Annotated in this window: 18 protein-coding genes; 5 read left to right on the top strand and 13 right to left on the bottom strand. The window is 69.2% G+C overall.

What is annotated here, in order from left to right:
* Positions 1-1,719, top strand: a complete 1,719-nt coding sequence (locus HD557_RS22325) for an acetyl/propionyl/methylcrotonyl-CoA carboxylase subunit alpha (RefSeq protein ID WP_196875505.1) — start codon at positions 1-3, stop codon at positions 1,717-1,719.
* Positions 1,720-1,721: 2 nt separating this feature from the next.
* On the opposite strand, the gene HD557_RS22320 is transcribed toward HD557_RS22325, so the two are convergent.
* From HD557_RS22320 to HD557_RS22285, 8 genes are all read right to left on the bottom strand, one after another.
* Positions 1,722-2,603, bottom strand: coding sequence for an alpha/beta fold hydrolase (locus HD557_RS22320; protein WP_231380413.1), 882 nt, complete (start codon positions 2,601-2,603; stop codon positions 1,722-1,724).
* A gap of 3 nt (positions 2,604-2,606) precedes the next feature.
* Positions 2,607-3,662 (bottom strand): adenosine deaminase, encoded by a 1,056-nt coding sequence (locus HD557_RS22315; RefSeq protein WP_196875504.1) that lies wholly within the window; start codon positions 3,660-3,662, stop codon positions 2,607-2,609.
* Between the two features lie 109 nt (positions 3,663-3,771).
* Positions 3,772-4,182 carry a hypothetical protein gene (locus tag HD557_RS22310; RefSeq protein WP_196875503.1) on the bottom strand — a complete coding sequence of 137 codons (411 nt, stop codon included), beginning with the start codon at positions 4,180-4,182 and terminating at the stop codon, positions 3,772-3,774.
* A 267-nt stretch (positions 4,183-4,449) separates the two neighbouring features.
* The gene (locus tag HD557_RS22305) at positions 4,450-4,842 is read right to left on the bottom strand and encodes a hypothetical protein (protein ID WP_196875502.1); all 393 of its coding nucleotides are present in this window, start codon (positions 4,840-4,842) and stop codon (positions 4,450-4,452) included.
* A 40-nt stretch (positions 4,843-4,882) separates the two neighbouring features.
* A complete protein-coding gene (locus HD557_RS22300; protein ID WP_196875501.1) occupies positions 4,883-5,329 on the bottom strand; it encodes a hypothetical protein in 447 nt (148 codons plus the stop codon).
* Complete coding sequence (locus tag HD557_RS22295; protein WP_196875500.1) at positions 5,326-5,832, bottom strand: hypothetical protein; 507 nt, start codon at positions 5,830-5,832, stop codon at positions 5,326-5,328. The genes HD557_RS22300 and HD557_RS22295 overlap by 4 nt, the downstream gene beginning before the upstream one ends.
* Positions 5,829-7,493, bottom strand: a complete 1,665-nt coding sequence (locus tag HD557_RS29100) for a putative T7SS-secreted protein (RefSeq protein ID WP_196875499.1) — start codon at positions 7,491-7,493, stop codon at positions 5,829-5,831. Before HD557_RS29100 ends, HD557_RS22295 begins: the two co-directional genes overlap by 4 nt.
* 3 nt (positions 7,494-7,496) lie before the next feature.
* Positions 7,497-7,832 (bottom strand): hypothetical protein, encoded by a 336-nt coding sequence (locus HD557_RS22285; RefSeq protein ID WP_196875498.1) that lies wholly within the window; start codon positions 7,830-7,832, stop codon positions 7,497-7,499.
* Positions 7,833-7,926: 94 nt separating this feature from the next.
* On the opposite strand from HD557_RS22285, the gene HD557_RS22280 reads away from it, so the two are divergent.
* From HD557_RS22280 to HD557_RS22270, 3 genes are read left to right on the top strand one after another with little or no spacing between them, the layout of a single operon-like run.
* The gene (locus HD557_RS22280; protein ID WP_196875497.1) at positions 7,927-8,250 is read left to right on the top strand and encodes a hypothetical protein; all 324 of its coding nucleotides are present in this window, start codon (positions 7,927-7,929) and stop codon (positions 8,248-8,250) included.
* Complete coding sequence (locus HD557_RS22275) at positions 8,250-8,549, top strand: hypothetical protein (protein ID WP_196875496.1); 300 nt, start codon at positions 8,250-8,252, stop codon at positions 8,547-8,549. Before HD557_RS22280 ends, HD557_RS22275 begins: the two co-directional genes overlap by 1 nt.
* 31 nt (positions 8,550-8,580) lie before the next feature.
* Positions 8,581-8,976, top strand: a complete 396-nt coding sequence (locus HD557_RS22270) for a VOC family protein (protein WP_008364099.1) — start codon at positions 8,581-8,583, stop codon at positions 8,974-8,976.
* On the opposite strand, the gene HD557_RS29095 is transcribed toward HD557_RS22270, so the two are convergent.
* The gene (locus tag HD557_RS29095; protein ID WP_196875495.1) at positions 8,973-9,443 is read right to left on the bottom strand and encodes a DUF5709 domain-containing protein; all 471 of its coding nucleotides are present in this window, start codon (positions 9,441-9,443) and stop codon (positions 8,973-8,975) included. The two genes, HD557_RS22270 and HD557_RS29095, sit on opposite strands and share 4 nt — an antisense overlap.
* A gap of 127 nt (positions 9,444-9,570) precedes the next feature.
* Between HD557_RS29095 and HD557_RS22260 the strand changes: the two genes are divergently transcribed.
* Positions 9,571-11,124 (top strand): sulfatase-like hydrolase/transferase, encoded by a 1,554-nt coding sequence (locus HD557_RS22260; RefSeq protein WP_231380412.1) that lies wholly within the window; start codon positions 9,571-9,573, stop codon positions 11,122-11,124.
* Here the strand turns inward: HD557_RS22260 and HD557_RS22255 are convergent.
* The 4 genes from HD557_RS22255 to HD557_RS22240 form a co-directional block, all read right to left on the bottom strand.
* The gene (locus HD557_RS22255; protein WP_307785687.1) at positions 11,109-12,083 is read right to left on the bottom strand and encodes a formylglycine-generating enzyme family protein; all 975 of its coding nucleotides are present in this window, start codon (positions 12,081-12,083) and stop codon (positions 11,109-11,111) included. The genes HD557_RS22260 and HD557_RS22255 overlap by 16 nt on opposite strands.
* Before the next feature lie 61 nt (positions 12,084-12,144).
* Positions 12,145-13,359 (bottom strand): hypothetical protein, encoded by a 1,215-nt coding sequence (locus tag HD557_RS22250; RefSeq protein ID WP_196875494.1) that lies wholly within the window; start codon positions 13,357-13,359, stop codon positions 12,145-12,147.
* 216 nt (positions 13,360-13,575) lie between these two features.
* Positions 13,576-14,157 (bottom strand): hypothetical protein, encoded by a 582-nt coding sequence (locus tag HD557_RS22245; RefSeq protein WP_196875493.1) that lies wholly within the window; start codon positions 14,155-14,157, stop codon positions 13,576-13,578.
* A gap of 11 nt (positions 14,158-14,168) precedes the next feature.
* Positions 14,169-16,694, bottom strand: coding sequence for a bifunctional FO biosynthesis protein CofGH (locus HD557_RS22240; protein ID WP_196875492.1), 2,526 nt, complete (start codon positions 16,692-16,694; stop codon positions 14,169-14,171).
* Positions 16,695-16,714 lie beyond the last annotated feature (20 nt).

Genomic DNA, 16,714 nt, shown 5'->3' with positions numbered 1-16,714 from the left:
ATGCGCAGGGTGCTCATCGCCAACAGGGGAGAGATCGCCGTCCGCGTCGTGCGGGCGGTCGCCGAGGCCGGCCTGGTGTCGGTCGCCGTCTACGCCGACCAGGATGCCGACGCGCTGCACGTGCGGCTCGCCGACGAGGCGTACGTCCTGGGCGGCTCCACCGCCGCCGACTCCTATCTCAGCATCGAGTGGCTGATGGCCGCGGCGCAGGCCTCCGGGGCCGACGCGGTGCATCCCGGCTACGGGTTCCTGTCGGAGAGCGCCGAGTTCGCGCGCGCCGTCGAGGCGGCCGGCCTGACCTGGATCGGCCCGAGCCCGGAGAGCATCGACAAGCTGGGCGACAAGATCACCGCGCGCCGGATCGCGCAGAGCGTGGGTGCGCCGCTGGTGGCGGGCACCGACCGGCCGCTGGAGTCGGCCGACGAGGCGGTCGCGTTCGCCCGCGAGCACGGTCTCCCCATCGCCATCAAGGCCGCCTTCGGTGGAGGTGGCCGCGGTCTGAAGGTGGCCCGCGAGCTCGAGGACGTCGCCGATGCCTTCGAGTCCGCCTCGCGTGAGGCGCTGGCCGCGTTCGGCCGGGGGGAGTGCTTCGTCGAGCGGTTCCTCGAGCGTCCGCGGCACATCGAGGCGCAGGTGCTGGGCGACGGCAACGGTCATGTCGTCGTCGTCGGCGACCGGGACTGCTCGCTCCAGCGACGCAACCAGAAGCTCGTCGAGGAGGCACCCGCGCCGGGGCTGACGGACGAGCAGCGCCGCCGCATCCACGACGCCGCGCGCGACATCTGCGCGGCGGTCTCCTACCGCGGTGCGGGCACGGTCGAGTTCCTGATGGGGGCCGACGGGGTGATCTCGTTCCTCGAGGTGAACACCCGGCTCCAGGTCGAGCACCCGATCACCGAGGCGGTCACCGGGGTCGACCTCGTCGCCGAGCAGCTCCGGATCGCCGCCGGCGAGGGCCTCTCCTTCTCGTCCACGCCCGAGCCCTCCGGGCATGCGATCGAGCTGCGGATCAACGCCGAGGACCCGGGTCGCGGTTTCCTGCCGAGCCCGGGCGTCGTGACGGGCCTGCGGGTCCCCGCGGGCCCCGGGGTGCGCTGGGACGCCGGGATCGAGGCGGGCGACACGGTGCAGAGCGCCTTCGACTCGCTGATCGCCAAGCTGATCGTGCACGCGCCCGACCGCGACACCGCCCTCGTACGCGCCCGCCGCGCGCTCCGCGAGCTCTCGGTCGAGGGCGTCGCGACGGTCATCCCGTTCGATCGCGTGCTGCTCGAGGACCCGGCGTTCTCGACCGACGGGTTCGCGGTGCACACCCAGTGGATCGAGACCACGCTGATGCCGCGCCTCGAGGCGCAGCGGCGACCCGAGCGGGCGCCCGAGCAGCCGCTCCGGCGGGTGCCGATCGAGATCGACGGTCGCCGGGTGATGCTGGGGCTTCCCGACGACCTGCTGCGCGGTCTCGCCGCGGGCGGGGCCGCTCCGGTGGACGGCGGAGCCGCAGCCGCCGACCCGTCGGTGCTCGAGGCGCCCGTCCCCGGCGTACTCGTCGAATGGCTCGTCGCCGACGGCGAGAAGGTCACCGAGGGCCAGGACGTCGCGGTCCTCGACGCCATGAAGATGGAGACCCGGGTCACCGCGCATCGTGCGGGCGTGCTCTCCCGCGGCACCGACGTGGGTGGCTCGGTCGCGATCGGAGACGTGCTCGGCAAGATCGAGTAGCTCTAGGCGGTGTGGTCGAGGATCGCCGGGACGGCCGTCTCCCAGGTGTAGGGAGGCGGCGGCTCGTGGCCGACGTCGTCGAGGGTGAGCAGCGTGGCACCGGGGATCTCTCGGGCCAAGATCTCGCCGTGGCCGACCGGCATCAGAGGGTCGGCCGTGCCGTGGATGACCAGTGTGGGCGCGGTGATGTCGGCGAGCGCTCCCTCAATGCGCTCGCCCTCGGGGGCGGCGTCGTGGTTCTCGAAGGTGGGCCGCATGTCCGGCGTACGCTTCACGGCCTTCTCGCACACCGCCCGCATCCGCTGCTCGTCGAAGCGCTTCGGGATGAAGGCGCGCTGGTCCTCGACCAACATGGCGACCAGCGCGTCGTGGTCGTCCATGTCGGGCATCGGCCGCTCGGCAGCCGCCGCGAAGAAGTCGGCCATCGCCTCACCGATCGGCGGCAGCTCGACCCCCTCGAACGCGGACGTGGTCTGGTTGAGCACCATGGTGGCGACCCGCTCGGGATAGAGCACGGCGGCGCACTGGGCGAGCGCGCCGCCCATCGAGATCCCGAACAGGTGAGCGCGGTCGAGGTCGAGGGCGTCGAGAAGACCCGGTACGTCGGCGACCATGTCACGCCAGGTGTAACCCGGCTTGCCCGCCGGCCAGGTCGTCGAGCGGCCGGTGTCGCGGTGGTCGTAGCGGATGACGTACCTGCCGCCGGCCGCCAGGGCCGCGCAGAAGTCGTCCTCCCAGTAGTCCATCGAGGCGGACTTCCCGCCGATCAGCAGGATCGGCGGGTCGGTCGGCGAACCGAACGTCTCCGTGCACAGCTCGATCCCGTTGACCGCCAGCATCTGCTCCATGGCGACCAGCAGATCGCCCTCGCCCGAACGCGTCAAGCGTTAATCGGTGCCGGCGGCGTAGGTGTCGATCTCGCCGCGCAGCCGGGCCTTGACGTCGTCGGGTGCGTAGGAGACGTCGACCGCGGCCCGGGCGAGGGCCGCGATGCCGGTCGGGTCGAGGCCGAGGAGGTCGGTCGCGATCTCGTACTCCTGGTTGAGGGTCGTCGCGAACATCGGCGGGTCGTCGGAGTTGATCGTGACCGGCACTCCGGCATCGACGAACGTCTTCAGCGGGTGCTCCTCGAGCGAGGCGACCGCACCGGTGGCGACGTTGGACGACGGGCAGACCTCGAGCGGGATCCGGTGCTCGGCCAGGTGGGCGAGCAGGGCCGGGTCCTGGGCCGCCGAGGTGCCGTGGCCGATCCGCTCGGCCTTCAGTACGTTCAGGGCGTCCCAGATCGTCTGCGGCCCGGTGGTCTCCCCGGCGTGCGGCAGCGAGCGGAGACCCGCGGCCCGAGCCGCGTCGAAATGTTGCTCGAACTGCGGTCGGGGAACACCCACCTCCGGCCCACCGAGCCCGAATCCGATGAGCGCCTCGGGCCCGTGGTCGACGGCGTACGCCAGCGTCGCGTCGGCCGCCGGGATCCCCGCCTCGCCCGGGATGTCGTAGATCCAGCGCAGCGTGATCCCGAAGTCGCGCTCCGCCGCCACCCGGGCGTCCTCGAGCGCCTCGGTGTAGGCCTCGATCGCCATCCCGCTGTGCCCTGTTCCCGGCTCACGCACGGCCAGATCCGGGCGTACGGAGGTGTAGGGGGTGCAGGTCAGCTCGGCGTAACGCACCTGCTGTTTCTGCGCCAGGTCGCGCGCGATCTCGTAGGTCAGGTAGCGGATGTCCTCCGGCGTCCGGACCAGGTCCACGACCGAGAGGTAGACCTCGATGAAGTGCGCGAAGTCGCTGAAGGTGAAGTAGTCCTTCAGGAGCTCCACGTCCGCCGGCACCGCCCCCGGATGCCGCGCCGCCAGCTCCGCGACGATCCGCGGCGAAGCCGACCCGACGTGGTGGACGTGCAGCTCTGCCTTCGGCAGCCCGGCGATGAAGGTGTTCAGGTCACTCACGCCCCGATCCTCACATGGTGCTGTGCGTGTTTGCGAACGAGTTCCTCGAGCGACATCGTCGCGGTTGATCACAGGCGCCCGTAACGCTGGCGGCAGGTTTGCTGCGCTACTACAGCAAATCCTTTTCGGTCACCTTGATGTCGCGAAGCTCCACTTCAGGAACTTCGCCGAAGTATCCCTCCCGTTCCTGCCCGACGAGTCCATGCTTCCGACCGAATTCGCTTGATCCGAGGTAGCCGATCCCGACGAGGCCGTTCTCGCCGACTCCCTGGATCCAGACCGGTTCACCGTGCCACGTGGCATCGACGCGAACGATGAAGTAGCGCTCCAAGCTCGACCTCGGAAGTTTCAGCCAAGGGACGTCGTCTCGCCCGACCCCGATCTCCAACGCGTCTGGATAGGCGGTGGCGATCTCATCGGGTTCGACGGGGGATGTGATCGCTACCCATTCACCAGCGCCGACAAACGGCACCCGATGCACCATGCCGTGGTACTGGGCGAAATATCCGGGTTGTCTCATCTCATAGCGATCTAAGAAGCGTAGATGACTTTGTCTGGCCACACTCCTGTGGCTCTTGCATCCTTGCACGCCCGCAAGAGGATTTTCGCCGCCGCTGGCTCCAGGTCGGATCCAGCAGCAGGAAGACCCGCTTCGACTTCGGTCTTGGTGATCCGCACTTCGCCAGATCGCTCGCCTCCAGGCCAGTCGAATGCGTACGCGACCGACTGTTCGTCCTCGAAGATCTTCGTGCCCTCGATCAAAATGCCCATCGGTTCGGGAGCCCTCTCAAAGCCTTCTGATGTCAATCGACAAGTTCTCGAGCTCGTCGGCTGGAGCGATGACCGTCCAGCCCATGTACTGGTCGCCATCCATACCGAGGTCGGTTGCGCGCTGAGGAGGCCCGACATAACCCAGGACAACCTCCGACTCGGTGACGTGGGCATCGACGGTGACTGCAGCTCCACGCCAGGTGGCGTGGACAGTCATCTTGCGTCGATCTTCGATCGTGGCCTTCGGCAGTTTCACCCAGTGTTGGCCCCTCGTCTCGCCGAACTCGAGGGCATCAGGAAAGCGGCTCTCGTCCGGACGGGAGATGGCGGCGCATACCCAGTTGTCACCAGCGAAGAACTGCTTGAACTCGTGTCCTCCGTAGTCGAAGTAGATTCCAGATGTACGCACGGCAGCTGCTCAGTTACAGGGATACACAAGTCGAGCGCGCTCAGACGATGTCGCCGATGAAGCGGGGGCGCGGGTCGGGTGACGGGGTGAGGTCGGCGAGCCAGGATTCGACGGTGGTGGCGATGGACTCGACCGTCTCGGGTGGGATCTGCTGGCCGGGGGTGAACTCGACGACCAGGCGTACGTCGAGGCCTGCGAGCCGCCGGGTCTCGGCAAGTGCGAGAGCGGTGCCCGGTAGGACGACCGTCTCGTACTCGTCCTTCTGCGCGGAGAACGCGGAGATCTCGCGCGCGGTGGTCGTGTAGATGGCGTAGACCGTCCCACTGCTCGCGACCAGGTCCGGGCGGCGGGTGGTCGCGGTGAAGCCGGTGGTCACGGTCACCTGGCCGTCGCGGACAAACTCGGCATCGGCCGGGCAGCCGCGGAACACGACGCCCTGGAACGGCGGCAGCTTCTCGAGTGTCTTGAGGAAGGCTTCGGGATTCACAGGGCCTCCACACGGGGCGCGGTGCGCATCGTCCAGGTCTCGACCTGAAGGTTGCCCGGGGGCGGGATGACGTCGGCATCCTCGAAACCGAGCCACACGGTGATCTCGGTCTGCGGGGCGCCGGTCGCGATCGCGTCTGCCGTGATGTCGTTGGTCCACGCCGAGCCGTCGGCAGGGCGGGCGGCGTGAAGGCCTCGGTTGCCGAAGTCCATCAACAGGGCCAAGGAGCCACCGTCGGCGACCCGGCGCAGTCCCTTGATCCGTCCGGCCATCGAGTGCGGCTCATGCCACAGCCGCACCCACGCGCCGTCGAACAGGTGGATCTCGAAGGTTCCGCGGGCCGGCGCGGGCCACTCCTTGCCCTTGGCGACGTTGTCGCCGAGCTCGGCACGCAGCTGTTCGCGTGCCTTGTCGCCGGACTTTCTGGACTCCGCCTCGAAGTCGATCAGCCACTGCGGCTTCGGCTTGCCGGAGCTGTACCTGGTGTTGTCCGACTCGGTCATCGTGGCTCCCGGAGCTCTAGGATTCGTACGTTCCTCAAGATCTGGCCGTCGATCTCGATCTCGTCGACGACCTCGTTCCGCAGCACCTCGAACTTCGTGTCGGGCTTGAACAGGAACTCGGCCTCGCGTTGGGCAGCCGAGAACGGACGCACGTCGCTGCTCGAGTGACCGTCGATCTTCATGTACGTCGGATTGTCGCCGTAAGGCTTGATGAAGTCCCGAGCGACGCTCTCGTTCATCGAGCTGCTGGAGAACGCCTTGTCGCTGTAGGTGCCTGTTCGCGCGATCTCGTCGACGACCGAGTCGGGCAGGTTCGTGCCTCGATAGGTGACGCCCTCGTGAGTGGGCAGCCGGTCGAGACCGGCTACGGCGTTGTCGATGCGGGCCTGGACCTCTGGCGGGGTCGGGTTGGTGCTGCGGAGGGCGCCGTTCATGTCGTCGTAGCCCTTGTTGGTGGTGTAGTCCCACACCCCGTGGATCTCCTCCTTGGAGAGCTCCGGGTACTTCTCGTGCATGTTGTCGACCCATTGGAGGATCTCCGGGTCGTCCGGGGCCCGGCCCAGTCCTTGGGGTGGGGGAGGAGCGTCGTCAAACGCACCTTCGGGAAGCCGGTTGTCCAGCTTGCCCAGATCGCTGAGGTCGTCTATGGCGTTGTCGATCTTGCCGACATCGCCGAGACCGTCGAGGTTGTCGAGACCACGCAGGCCCTTGGTCATGTCGCCGAGCGCGTCGAGTGCGTCGGCGCCGCCCTTGATGCCGCGGGTCGCAACGGTGGCGGTGCCGCCGGAGAAGACCGCGGCGACGGCGTCGGGGACGAGGTGACCGATGGCCTTGGCGGGGTTGTCGGCCCAGGTGTCCCAGTCGAGCAGGCCCTTGCCGAGCTGCTTGCCGAACTCGAGCGGGTCGTCCTGCAGGGCCTGCCACAGGGCTTGGGCGTCCTCGAGCATCATCGACTTCTGGGCGGCGAGCTCCTCGGGGGTGAGGTCACCGGAGGCGAGCTCGATGATGTCGTGGAGGATCGAGACGTCGTAGATCATCTTGCCGAGGTCCCAGATGGCTTCGCCGGCGCCCTCGAAGATGCCGCCGACGAAGGCGAGCCCGGACTCGAACCAGTTGCGCTTCTCGGGCGCGTCCTTGCAGCCGACGCGTACCTCCCGGGCGCAGCGCGAAGCGGCGACCTTCAGGTCGGCTTTCGCGGTCTCGAACATCTCCAGTGCCCTGGAGCGGATCTCGGCGCCGGGGTCGGTGAAGGGGTCCTTGGTGTAGGGATAGGTCATTCCGCCGGCCAAGGCGTCGGAGCGAGCCTGGTCGAAGCGCGCCGAGTAGTCGGCGTAGTCGGCCTTGGCCTGGGTCGTGACACCCTCGCCACGTTCGTACTCCGACTTGGCAGTGGCCGCGTTCCGCTGGGCGACCTCCAGCGCGGAGGCGTAGTCGATCAGAGCGTTGCCGGCGGCACGGAAGCCGGTGCCGGCCTCGTACCACCGGTTCGGCTCGCGGTCGTGCGCGTCGCGGAAGTTGTCGGCGGCGCGGCCGATCCACCCCTGCGTGTCGATCTTGGTGAGGGCGTCGCCGGTCTGATCGAAGAACTTGCCCTTGTCGGCGCAGGTCTGACCGCGCGAACGGATCTCGCCGGGGTTGCCCTTGATGGTGAAGTCGGGCACCGGCTACTTCCCGCCGCCGGTGATGGTGAGGTCGGTGGCGGCAGACTTGGCCTTGTCCATCTCGGCCGTGCCCTTCTCGTTGAGCTCGATGTAGTTCATCGCGATCTTCCCGATCCGGCCGGACATCTCACCGACGTCCTCGCAGAGGTTGTTCATGCCGCGCTCCCAGCGGTCCTTGAACTCCTCGACCGCGCTCCAGACCTCGTCGGAGCCGCACGCGTCCTCGGAGGGCACCAGGTCCTCGACGTCCTTGTCTTTGAACAGCTGCACCGTCTCGGCCAGTCCCTGCGCCGCCTTGGCCAAGGACTCCAGGTCCACCTCGAAGTCGTAGGAGGGCATCCACCAAGGCCTTTCGAGTCTGTACCGGACCGCGTACGTCGGAGGACAATGTAGCCTCACGCTCGCCGGCACATCGAAACAACCTGGGGCGCCTGTGAACATTCAACTGACACTCGGGCAGCAGACCGCTGCGGCCACGCACGTCGAGGACAGCATCGCCGATCTCGAGAAGCTGCTGACCACACTCTCCGGCGACATCGAGAGCTCGGTCCCAGGGATGATGGGCAGCGCCGCGGGCGGCCTCGTGGAGTCTTTGCAGACCTGGTTCGAGAAGGTCGGTGGGCTGGGGACCCTAATGCAGGAGTACGCCGCCGCACTGCGTGACGTCGACATCCAGCACGCCACCACCCAGAACGACATCGTCCACGAGGCCCACAGCCAGGCCTCGGACCTCCAGCAGCGACTGGGGCCCCTCTGATGAGCGACAACAGCCTGATCGTCAAGGAAGCCAGCATCGAGGACCTCGAGACGACCCTGAGGACGGCCGCCGAGGACCTGCGCACCTTCTTCACCGACCTGATGGACGAGGTCGACCGGATCACCGCCGGGTGGGCGGCCGAGACGGGCTCGAAGCAGGCCGCGGACCGGGCCGCACGCAGGATGATCGACGCCTCCGGCCGCGCCGCGAGCGTGCTGGAGACCATGGCCACCGCCGTGCACAACTACGGTGAAGAGGCACACGACATCGAGGTCAAGAACGTCGCGATCGTGGGCTAGTCCGGACCAGATCGAAGGCTTGGAGGCAGGCATGCGGGCGATCCACCACTGGGACCTCTGGGTCGACGACTTCGAGACCGCCTCGGGCGAGTGGGGCTGGCTCTTCGGCGAGCTCGGCTGGGAGGCCGGGGAGAAGGGTCACTTCTGGGAGGCACCGGACGGGACGTACGTCTTCATGGAGCACTCCACGGACCAGCACGGCACGCAGGACCGGCTCAGGCCGGGCGTGAACCACATCGCCTTCACCGTCGAGAGCCGGGAGGTGCTCGACCGGATGCGGGCGGCGTCGACGGAGCACGGCTGGCACGAGATGTACGCCGACCGCTACCCGCACGCCGGCGGCGACGAGCACACCGCGCTCTACCTGGAGAGCTCGGAGGGGTTCGAGGTCGAGATCGTGCTGGAGGTCGAAGACCTCACCGCCTAGCTGTAGTCCTCCTCGTCGTCCTCATCGTTGTCCTCGTCGTCGATGATGTGCATCGCCGCCTCCTCGGCGGAGGCCCCGGCGCCGTCGATGCCGGCGTCGATCCCGTAGACCTCGGAGTCGGTGTCCTCGCCGCCACCCTGGTCGGGGTCGACCAGCCGGCCCGCTCGTTTGTTGCCGACCTCGCGGCCGTCGGGGTCGTCGGCCTCCTCGGCGTCGTCGTACTCGACCGCGTAGGGATCCGGCTCGGGGATCTCCTGGTGCTGACGCTGGTCGATGCACTCGCGGTGCTCCTCCTCCCACGGCGTGTTGCCGTAGTCGGTGGAGTAGTGGTCAGCGGTGACGATGCCGTGGTCGAGCTCGTCGCGCACCTCACCCTCGAGGACGTCCCCGGAGAGTGCGTCCTCGCCGGTGATCTGGTCCTCGTCGTCGACGCTGTAGTCGCCGTAGTTCTCGCGCGATTCGCTCACCTGGGTCTCCTCATCGGCCGGGCATTGGGGTCATCGAGGCCCCCTTCGGTAACGTTAACCCGGTCCGGTATGGAGTGGAACCGGACGGAAACAGACGACGCGGGGAACGACCGAGGGAGCAGAGTAGATGGCGCCTCGCGCCCGATTGGCGGTGGCGGCCGTTGCCGTGCTCGCGGGCTCCTCGATCGCGCTCGGTGTGATGCCCGACTCGACCGGTCCGCTGGGGTCGTTGGGGACGCTGGCAGGGAACGCCTTCGCCCGCGTCGGCATCGCTCCCGAGGAGGGCGTGGTGCCGTCGACACCGACGAAGACGCCCGAGTGGGCGCCCTACTCGACCAAGCCCAACATCTTGATGATCACGGCGGACGACCTCGCCTACGAGGATCTCGAGTTCATGCCCCACACCCGCAGCCTCCTGGCCGAGCAGGGCACCTCGATGACCGAGGCGATCGCGCCCACGCCGATCTGCGTCCCGGCCCGGGCGTCGCTGCTGACGGGGCAGTACAGCCAGAACCACCACACCGTGACCATCAACGGCGAACGCGGTGGCTACGAGGCGATGAACCACATCGGCACGCTGCCCGAGGCGTTGCAGGACGCCGGCTACGACACGCTCTTCGCCGGCAAGTACCTCAACGGCTACGGCCTCCGCGGCACGGCCAAGGACGTGCCTCCCGGGTGGACCGACTGGCGGGCGACGACCGACATGTCGACCTACAACTTCATCCGGCCGCGGATCAACCACAACGGCAAGTTCACGACCTACCACCGCTACACGACGTACGTGATGCGGGACCAGGCCAACGAGATGATCTCCGCCCCGGAGCGCGCCGAGAAGCCGTGGTACATGTGGCTCAACTACGTGGCGCCGCACCATGGCGGCCCCGGTGAGCCGGACGACCCCGAGGGCACCAGCACGACCAGGCCGGCGGCCGAGGACAAGCACTCCTTCGACGGTCTCGAGCTGCCGGACCTGCCCTACATGTTCCGTACGCCGACCGACGCGCCGCGGATCTCGGCCTCGCGCAAGTTCTTCGACGCGGAGGGTCGCGCCGAGCTGCGGATCGCGCACGAGCAGCGGGTCGAGGCCGTCCAGGCGCTCGACCGGGCGGTCGCCAGCCACGTACTCCGTCTGCAGGCGACCGGCCAGCTCGACAACACCATCATCATCTTCTCCTCCGACAACGGCTACACGACCGGCGGCCACAACATCAACGGCAAGCTGATGCACTACCGCGAGACGCAGCGGATCCCGCTGATCCTGCGGGGGCCGGGCATCCCGGTCGGGCGCAGCCTGGCCACCGGCGTCGGCAACCCCGACATCGCCACCACGGTCATGGCCATCGCCGGCGCCGAGCCGGGCCGGATCCAGGACGGCGTCAACTTCATGCCCTGGCTCACCGCGCCCGCTCAGAACCGGGTGATCCCGCTCTCCGCGTGGCGGGTCAACGACGGTCACAAGCAGATCTACTCCGGGATCCGCTTCGGCGACTGGACCTACGCCCGCTTCTCCGACGGCAGCGAAGAGCTCTACGACCTGGCCGAGGACCCCTACCAGATCCGTTCGCTCGCGCTGCTCCCCGAGTACGCCGACGAGCTGACGGAGCTGCGCTCGCTGAGCAAGAAGTACGCCGACTGCGCCGGCGACACCTGCCCCAAGGAGTTCTACCCGGCCGACTGATCGGCCGCGTCGGGAGCATCGGCCGCGCAGCGGAACCCGAGGTTGCCGGCGGTCGAGTCGGGCGGGCTGCTGGAGCGCGCCGAGAGCCGGTAGCGGTGGCAGTAGGAGTCGTGGCAGAGGTAGGAGCCGCCGCGCATCACCCGGGTCAGGCCCTCGGCGGGGCCACGCGGGTCGCTGGGCTGCCCGGCTTCGACGAGGTCGTTGTAGTAGGTCGGCGAGAACCAGTCCGCACACCACTCCCAGACGTTGCCGATCATCTGGAACAGGCCGAACCCGTTGGGGTCGTACGTCCGCACCGGCGCGGTGGTGACGAACCCGTCGTCCGCGGTGTTGGTGTCGGGGAAGACTCCCTGCCAGACGTTGGCGTGATGGGTGCCGTCCTGTTCCAGGTCGTCGCCCCACGGGAACCTCGAGCCGGCGCGGCCGCCCCGGGCGGCGTACTCCCACTCGGCCTCGGTCGGCAGCCTCGTCCCGGCCCAGTCGCAGTAGGCGAGCGCGTCGTCGTGGGAGACGTGGACGACGGGGTGGTTGCCGCGGCGGCCGACGTTGGAGCCGGGGCCCTCGGGGGTGCGCCAGGAGGCGCCACGCACGCCGAGCCACCAGGGCGCCTCGGGGGAGCGGCCCAGCACGTCGCGGGGGTCGCCCTCGAAGGCCAGGTGGAAGACGGCGGAGAAGCCCTCCCGCTCGGCCGTGGTGACGTGACCGGTCGCCTTCACGAACCGGGCGAACTCCTCGTTGGTCACCGCGGTCGCGTCGAGCCGGAAGCCGGGCAGCTCGACCTGGTGCACCGGGCCCTCGCCGTCGGCCTGGTATCCCTCGCCGAAGGAGTCGCCGGCGGCGTACGTCCCGCCGGGGAGGTCGACGAGGGTCCGGCGGCGCTTGCGGGGCAGGGCCGGCGGACGCAGAGCCGGGTCGGGGCTGGGGCCGCGGGTCGCGCCGAAGGTCAGGTCGGAGGGCACGGCCACCAGCCTACGAGCCGTACCTTTCCCCTCAGCTGTGCCTATGGTTTCGGGCTCCGCTTCAGCCGGGGTAGGTCGTCTTCAGGCTGCCCGCGCTGGCCACGACCTTGCCCTTCTTGCCGGTGACCAGGATGCCGGGCGCTCGTGCCTTGCCCGCGTCGTCGGCCTTGACCGTGGCGCTGCAGCTGGGCTTCTTGCGCGGGCACTTGAAATCGCCCGACATCCGGTAGGTGACGGTCAGGCTCTGGTTGTCCGCCAGCCCCTCGATGTACGCCGCCATGTAGGCGCACCTGGGCATGTTCTTGGGGCAGGCGTGCTTGTAGGGGCGCCACTGGATCGTGGCGGCCTGCGCCTTGCCGCAGATCTTGGCCGGCTCGCCGGTGCGGACCGTGCCCCAGGCGTACGTCACCTTGGTGGTCGCCTCCACGCAGGCCTCGGTGCCGCCCTTGGCGACCGGCAGGGTGTAGGTGAGCTCCGGGTCCTCGCCGGCGGTCGGCTGCGCGGCGCCGTCGTCGATGGAGGCGACGCCGGAGGTGACCGCCGGTGCGGTGACCTTCAGCGTGACCTCGCGGTAGCCCGCGGACGCGGCTCCGGTCGGCGTCTCCGGGGTGCGGGCGTAGCAGCTGTCCAGGTCGGTGATCGCGGCGACGTTCTTGGCGGCGAGGTCCTCGTCGCTGAGCCGCAGGTTGGTGACCGCGAGGACGCCGGCGATCGCCGGGCGGCCGACCTCGCGCAGGCACCTCGGGTCCTCGAGCGTCCAGGCCTCCGCGACCTGCCTGCTCCAGCTGTTGGCGCCGCCGTCGGCGCAGTCGAGCAGCTCCGCGTACCACTGCGCGCCCAGCGCGGAGGGCCACTCGCCGGTGTAGCTGAAGCCGTTGCCGGTCTTGGTGACCACTCCGGCGGTGGCGAGCCCGGCGCTGCCCTCGTCCTTGACGACCGCTTCCGCGGCGCACCGGATCTGCGCCGGGTCCGCCCACGACGGGGTGTCGCCGGCGAGGCTGAGTGTGCGCGCCACCGCCTTCTCATCACCGCGCATCGGACCGATCTCACCGGTGAAGTAGGCCCACGCCGACGTCCCGAGGAAGGCCACCGCCACGAGCACCCCGACGCTCATGAGCCAGAGCAGCACCAGACGTACGGGCCGGGTCCGGTCGCGCCGCCGTCGCGGCATCGGAGGCAGCCCGAGCCGCCGCCGGCGGGCCTCCTCGGCCGCCGCGTTGGCGAGTTCGGTGGGTTTCGGTTGTTGTTGAGCGGTGCTTCCGGTGGGGTCGGACATCTCACTCCCTCGAGAACGGTTCAGCGAGGATCGTAGAGGGTAGTCGTTTCCGATACCCCCCGCCACTCCCTCGATGAGGCCATGAGAGCGTATGACCGCCATGCCGGTCGTATGACTGGAAATCCAGTCATACGAAGGCTGAGGCGCTCGTACGCCGCGCGCCCGATCCCTCGTCGATCTGGCGGTCTCGATCGTTCGGCTCGGAGGCTGACCGGCTTAACGCGTGAGGTCGTGTCGAAGGCCTACGCCGAACTCGACTATCCGACGGAAGTGCTCCCGCATCCCCTCTCCGGGTGGCTCCACCGGAACCTCTCCGAGGCGTTCCAGCGCGGCGTCGAGGTACGCCACCGCGTCCGCCTCATATTCATCCGCTCGAAGGCGGTTGGACCTGAGCGTCTCAACCGCCGCGTCGCCGGCGATCAGGACAGCTGCCGTGCTCAGGGGAGCGGCTGTCAGGTCGCCGTCGCAGCGGGCAAGTGAGAAAAGGATGTCGTCAGCGATCTCCTCGGGGCGGCAGGCGAGGCTCAGCCACGAACCCATCACGACTGGTCGCCATGGCAGATGATCTGGAGCAAGGCCGGTGACGTGGGTCAGCAGGGCGGCCCGATCCGGGGACTCAGCCGCAGCCTCGTACCACGCATCGACCGTCAGCGAGCCGCCCCGCAGCAACGCTCTCACTTCCGTGGATGTCGCCTTCCGTCCGACGCGGACCAGCCTTCGGTACGTCCTCTTGTCCAGGAAGGTCGCGTTCGAACCCATCATCTTCAGGTAGAACGGCGCGACGAGTCGTCGCTCCACCCGCCGCAGGTTCATCGCGTCCCGTACAGCGTGGTCCGTTCGTCGACCGGGCGGCCGATGCCCGCACCGATCTCCTCGAGCTCGGCGACGGTCTTGGCCGAGCCGTGCTCGGAGCCCGCCATCCGAGAGATGGTCTCCTCCATCAGGGTGCCGCCGAGGTCGTTGGCACCGGCCTGGAGCATCGCCCTGGTGCCGTCGACACCGAGCTTGACCCAGCTGGTCTGGATGTTGTCGATGCGGCCGTGGAGCATGATCCGGGCGAGCGCGTGCACGGCGAGGTTGTCGCGCATCGTCGGGCCCGGGCGGGCTGCGCCGGCGAGGTAGATCGGGGCGCTGGTGTGGACGAAGGGGAGCGGTACGAACTCGGTGAACCCGGCGTTTCCGTGCTCGCGCGCCTTGTCCTGGATACCGGCGAGGACGCGGAGGTGGCCGACCCAGTGGCGTGGGTTGTCGACGTGGCCGTACATCATCGTCGACGTCGTCGGGATGCCGACGCGGTGGGCGGTCGACACGATCTCGATCCACGTCTTCGCGGGCAGCTTGCCCTTGGTCAGGACCCAGCGGACCTCGTCGTCGAGGATCTCTGCCGCCGTGCCCGGGAGCGAGCCCAGCCCGGCCTCGCGCACCTTGATCAGGAAGTCCTCGATCGAGAGCCCCGTGCGGGCGGTGCCGTTGACGATCTCCATCGGGCTGAAGGCGTGCACGTGCATCTCCGGGACGCGCTGCTTGACGGCCTGGACGAGGTCGAAGTAGGCGGTCGAGGGGAGCTCGGGGTCGATCCCGCCCTGCATGCACACCTCGGTGGCGCCGAGGTTCCACGCCTCCTCGGCGCGGTCGGCGACCTGGTCCAGGTCGAGGGAGTACGCATCCGCATCCGTCCGGCGCTGCGCGAAGGCGCAGAACCGGCAGCCGACGTAGCAGACGTTGGTGAAGTTGATGTTGCGGTTGACCACGTACGTCACGGTGTCGCCGTTGACCTCCTTGCGCAGGTCGTCGGCGAGCCTGGTGACCTGGCGCAGCAGATCGCCCTCGGCGGTCATCAGGGTCAGCGCGTGCTCGTCGGAGAGGTTGCCGGGGTCCTTCTCGGCGGCCGCGAGAGCCGCGCTCCCCTCCGCGTGGAGAACGGCGGGCGCCCCGGTCGAGGTGGCCGCCTCCCGCACGGCGTCCCAGTCGCCGTAGACCGTCTCGAAGTCGTCTCGGCGGTCGTTGGTGCGGCCCTCGGTGTCGACAGAGGCGTGCAGGTCGACCCGGCCGGCGGCGGTGAAGCCGCCGTCGGGCTCCTGCCACGGGCGACCCTCGGGCCGGACACCGTCGCGGGCCAGCCCGTCCTCGTCCGCGAGCGCCTCGACGTGGGAGAGGACGCGCGGGTCGATCCAGGCCTGGCCGTCGCGCAGGGTGCCCTCGACGTACTCGGGGTGGACGGTGAGCCGCGGCCTCAGCTGGAAGCCGGCCTCGGCGCTGACCTGGCGCAGCGCGTCCAGCGAGGGCCAGGGGCGCTCGGGGTTGACGTGGTCGGGGGTGAGCGGCGAGACGCCGCCCCAGTCGTCGATCCCGGCACCGAGCAGCGCCCGGCACTCGTCGAGGTCGACCAGGTTGGGTGGGGCCTGCACCCGGGCCTTGGGCCCGAGGACGATGCGGGTGACCGCGATCGCGGCGAGGTACTCGTCCAGCCCCAGGTCGTCGACGTGGCGCATCGCGGTCGACGGCTTCGCCCGGAAGTTCTGCACGATGATCTCCTGCAGCCCGGCGTACGCCTTGTGCACCTTCCGTAGAGCGAAGATCGTCTCCGCGCGCTCGGTGAGCGTCTCGCCGATGCCGACCAGGAGGCCGGAGGTGAACGGGATCGAGAGCCGTCCCGCGTCCTCGAGCACCCGCAGTCGGATCGCCGGGTCCTTGTCGGGCGAGCCGAAGTGGGCCTCGCCCTTCGTCTCGAACAGCCTGCGGCTGGTGGTCTCGAGCATCATCCCCATCGACGGCGAGACCGGCTTGAGCCGGTTCATCTCCTCCCACGACATCACGCCGGGGTTGAGGTGGGGGAGCAGGCCGGTCTCCTCGAGCACCCGGATCGCCATCGCCCGCACATAGTCCAGGGTCGACTCGTAGCCGCGGCTCTCCAGCCACTCCCGCGCCTCCGGCCACCGGTCCTCCGGCCGGTCGCCCAGGGTGAACAGCGCCTCCAGGCAGCCCAGCTTGGCGCCCTCGGCGGCGATCTCGAGGATCTCGTCGGGGCTCAGGTAGGGCTCGCGGCCCTCGCGCGCCGCCTGCCCCGGCGTCTCCACGAACGTGCAGTAGTGACATCGGTCGCGGCACAGCTTGGTGACCGGGATGAAGACCTTCGGGGAGTAGGTCACCGTGTCGGGTCGTCCGGCCGCGACCAGGCCTGCGTCGCGTACCTTCGCCGCCGCGGCGGTCAGCCGGTCGAGGTCGTCGCCCCGGGCCGCGAGGAGCGCCGAAGCCTCCGCCACGTCGAGGGCTGCGCCACGTTCGGCCCGGGCCAGCGCCCGGCGGATCTGCTGAGGTGTCGGCTGCTCGCTCATCACGATCAGCCTAGTAGGCC

Origin of the sequence: Nocardioides luteus, from assembly GCF_015752315.1 — a bacterium.
Classification (GTDB): Bacteria; Actinomycetota; Actinomycetes; order Propionibacteriales; family Nocardioidaceae; genus Nocardioides.
Note: the sequence above shows the minus strand (reverse complement) of the source record. Positions and strands in the feature narration are given on the sequence as shown.

Excerpts from the sequence above, each read along its gene's own strand:
- HD557_RS22240 (WP_196875492.1), bottom strand. The coding sequence starts at position 16,694 with ATGAGCGAGCAGCCGACACCTCAGCAGATCCGCCGGGCGCTGGCCCGG.
- HD557_RS22285 (WP_196875498.1), bottom strand. The coding sequence starts at position 7,832 with ATGCCCTCCTACGACTTCGAGGTGGACCTGGAGTCCTTGGCCAAGGCG.
- HD557_RS22270 (WP_008364099.1), top strand. The coding sequence starts at position 8,581 with ATGCGGGCGATCCACCACTGGGACCTCTGGGTCGACGACTTCGAGACC.
- HD557_RS22275 (WP_196875496.1), top strand. The coding sequence starts at position 8,250 with ATGAGCGACAACAGCCTGATCGTCAAGGAAGCCAGCATCGAGGACCTC.
- HD557_RS22260 (WP_231380412.1), top strand. The coding sequence starts at position 9,571 with ATGGCGCCTCGCGCCCGATTGGCGGTGGCGGCCGTTGCCGTGCTCGCG.
- HD557_RS22325 (WP_196875505.1), top strand. The coding sequence starts at position 1 with ATGCGCAGGGTGCTCATCGCCAACAGGGGAGAGATCGCCGTCCGCGTC.
- HD557_RS22250 (WP_196875494.1), bottom strand. The coding sequence starts at position 13,359 with ATGTCCGACCCCACCGGAAGCACCGCTCAACAACAACCGAAACCCACC.
- HD557_RS22295 (WP_196875500.1), bottom strand. The coding sequence starts at position 5,832 with ATGACCGAGTCGGACAACACCAGGTACAGCTCCGGCAAGCCGAAGCCG.
- HD557_RS22310 (WP_196875503.1), bottom strand. The coding sequence starts at position 4,182 with ATGAGACAACCCGGATATTTCGCCCAGTACCACGGCATGGTGCATCGG.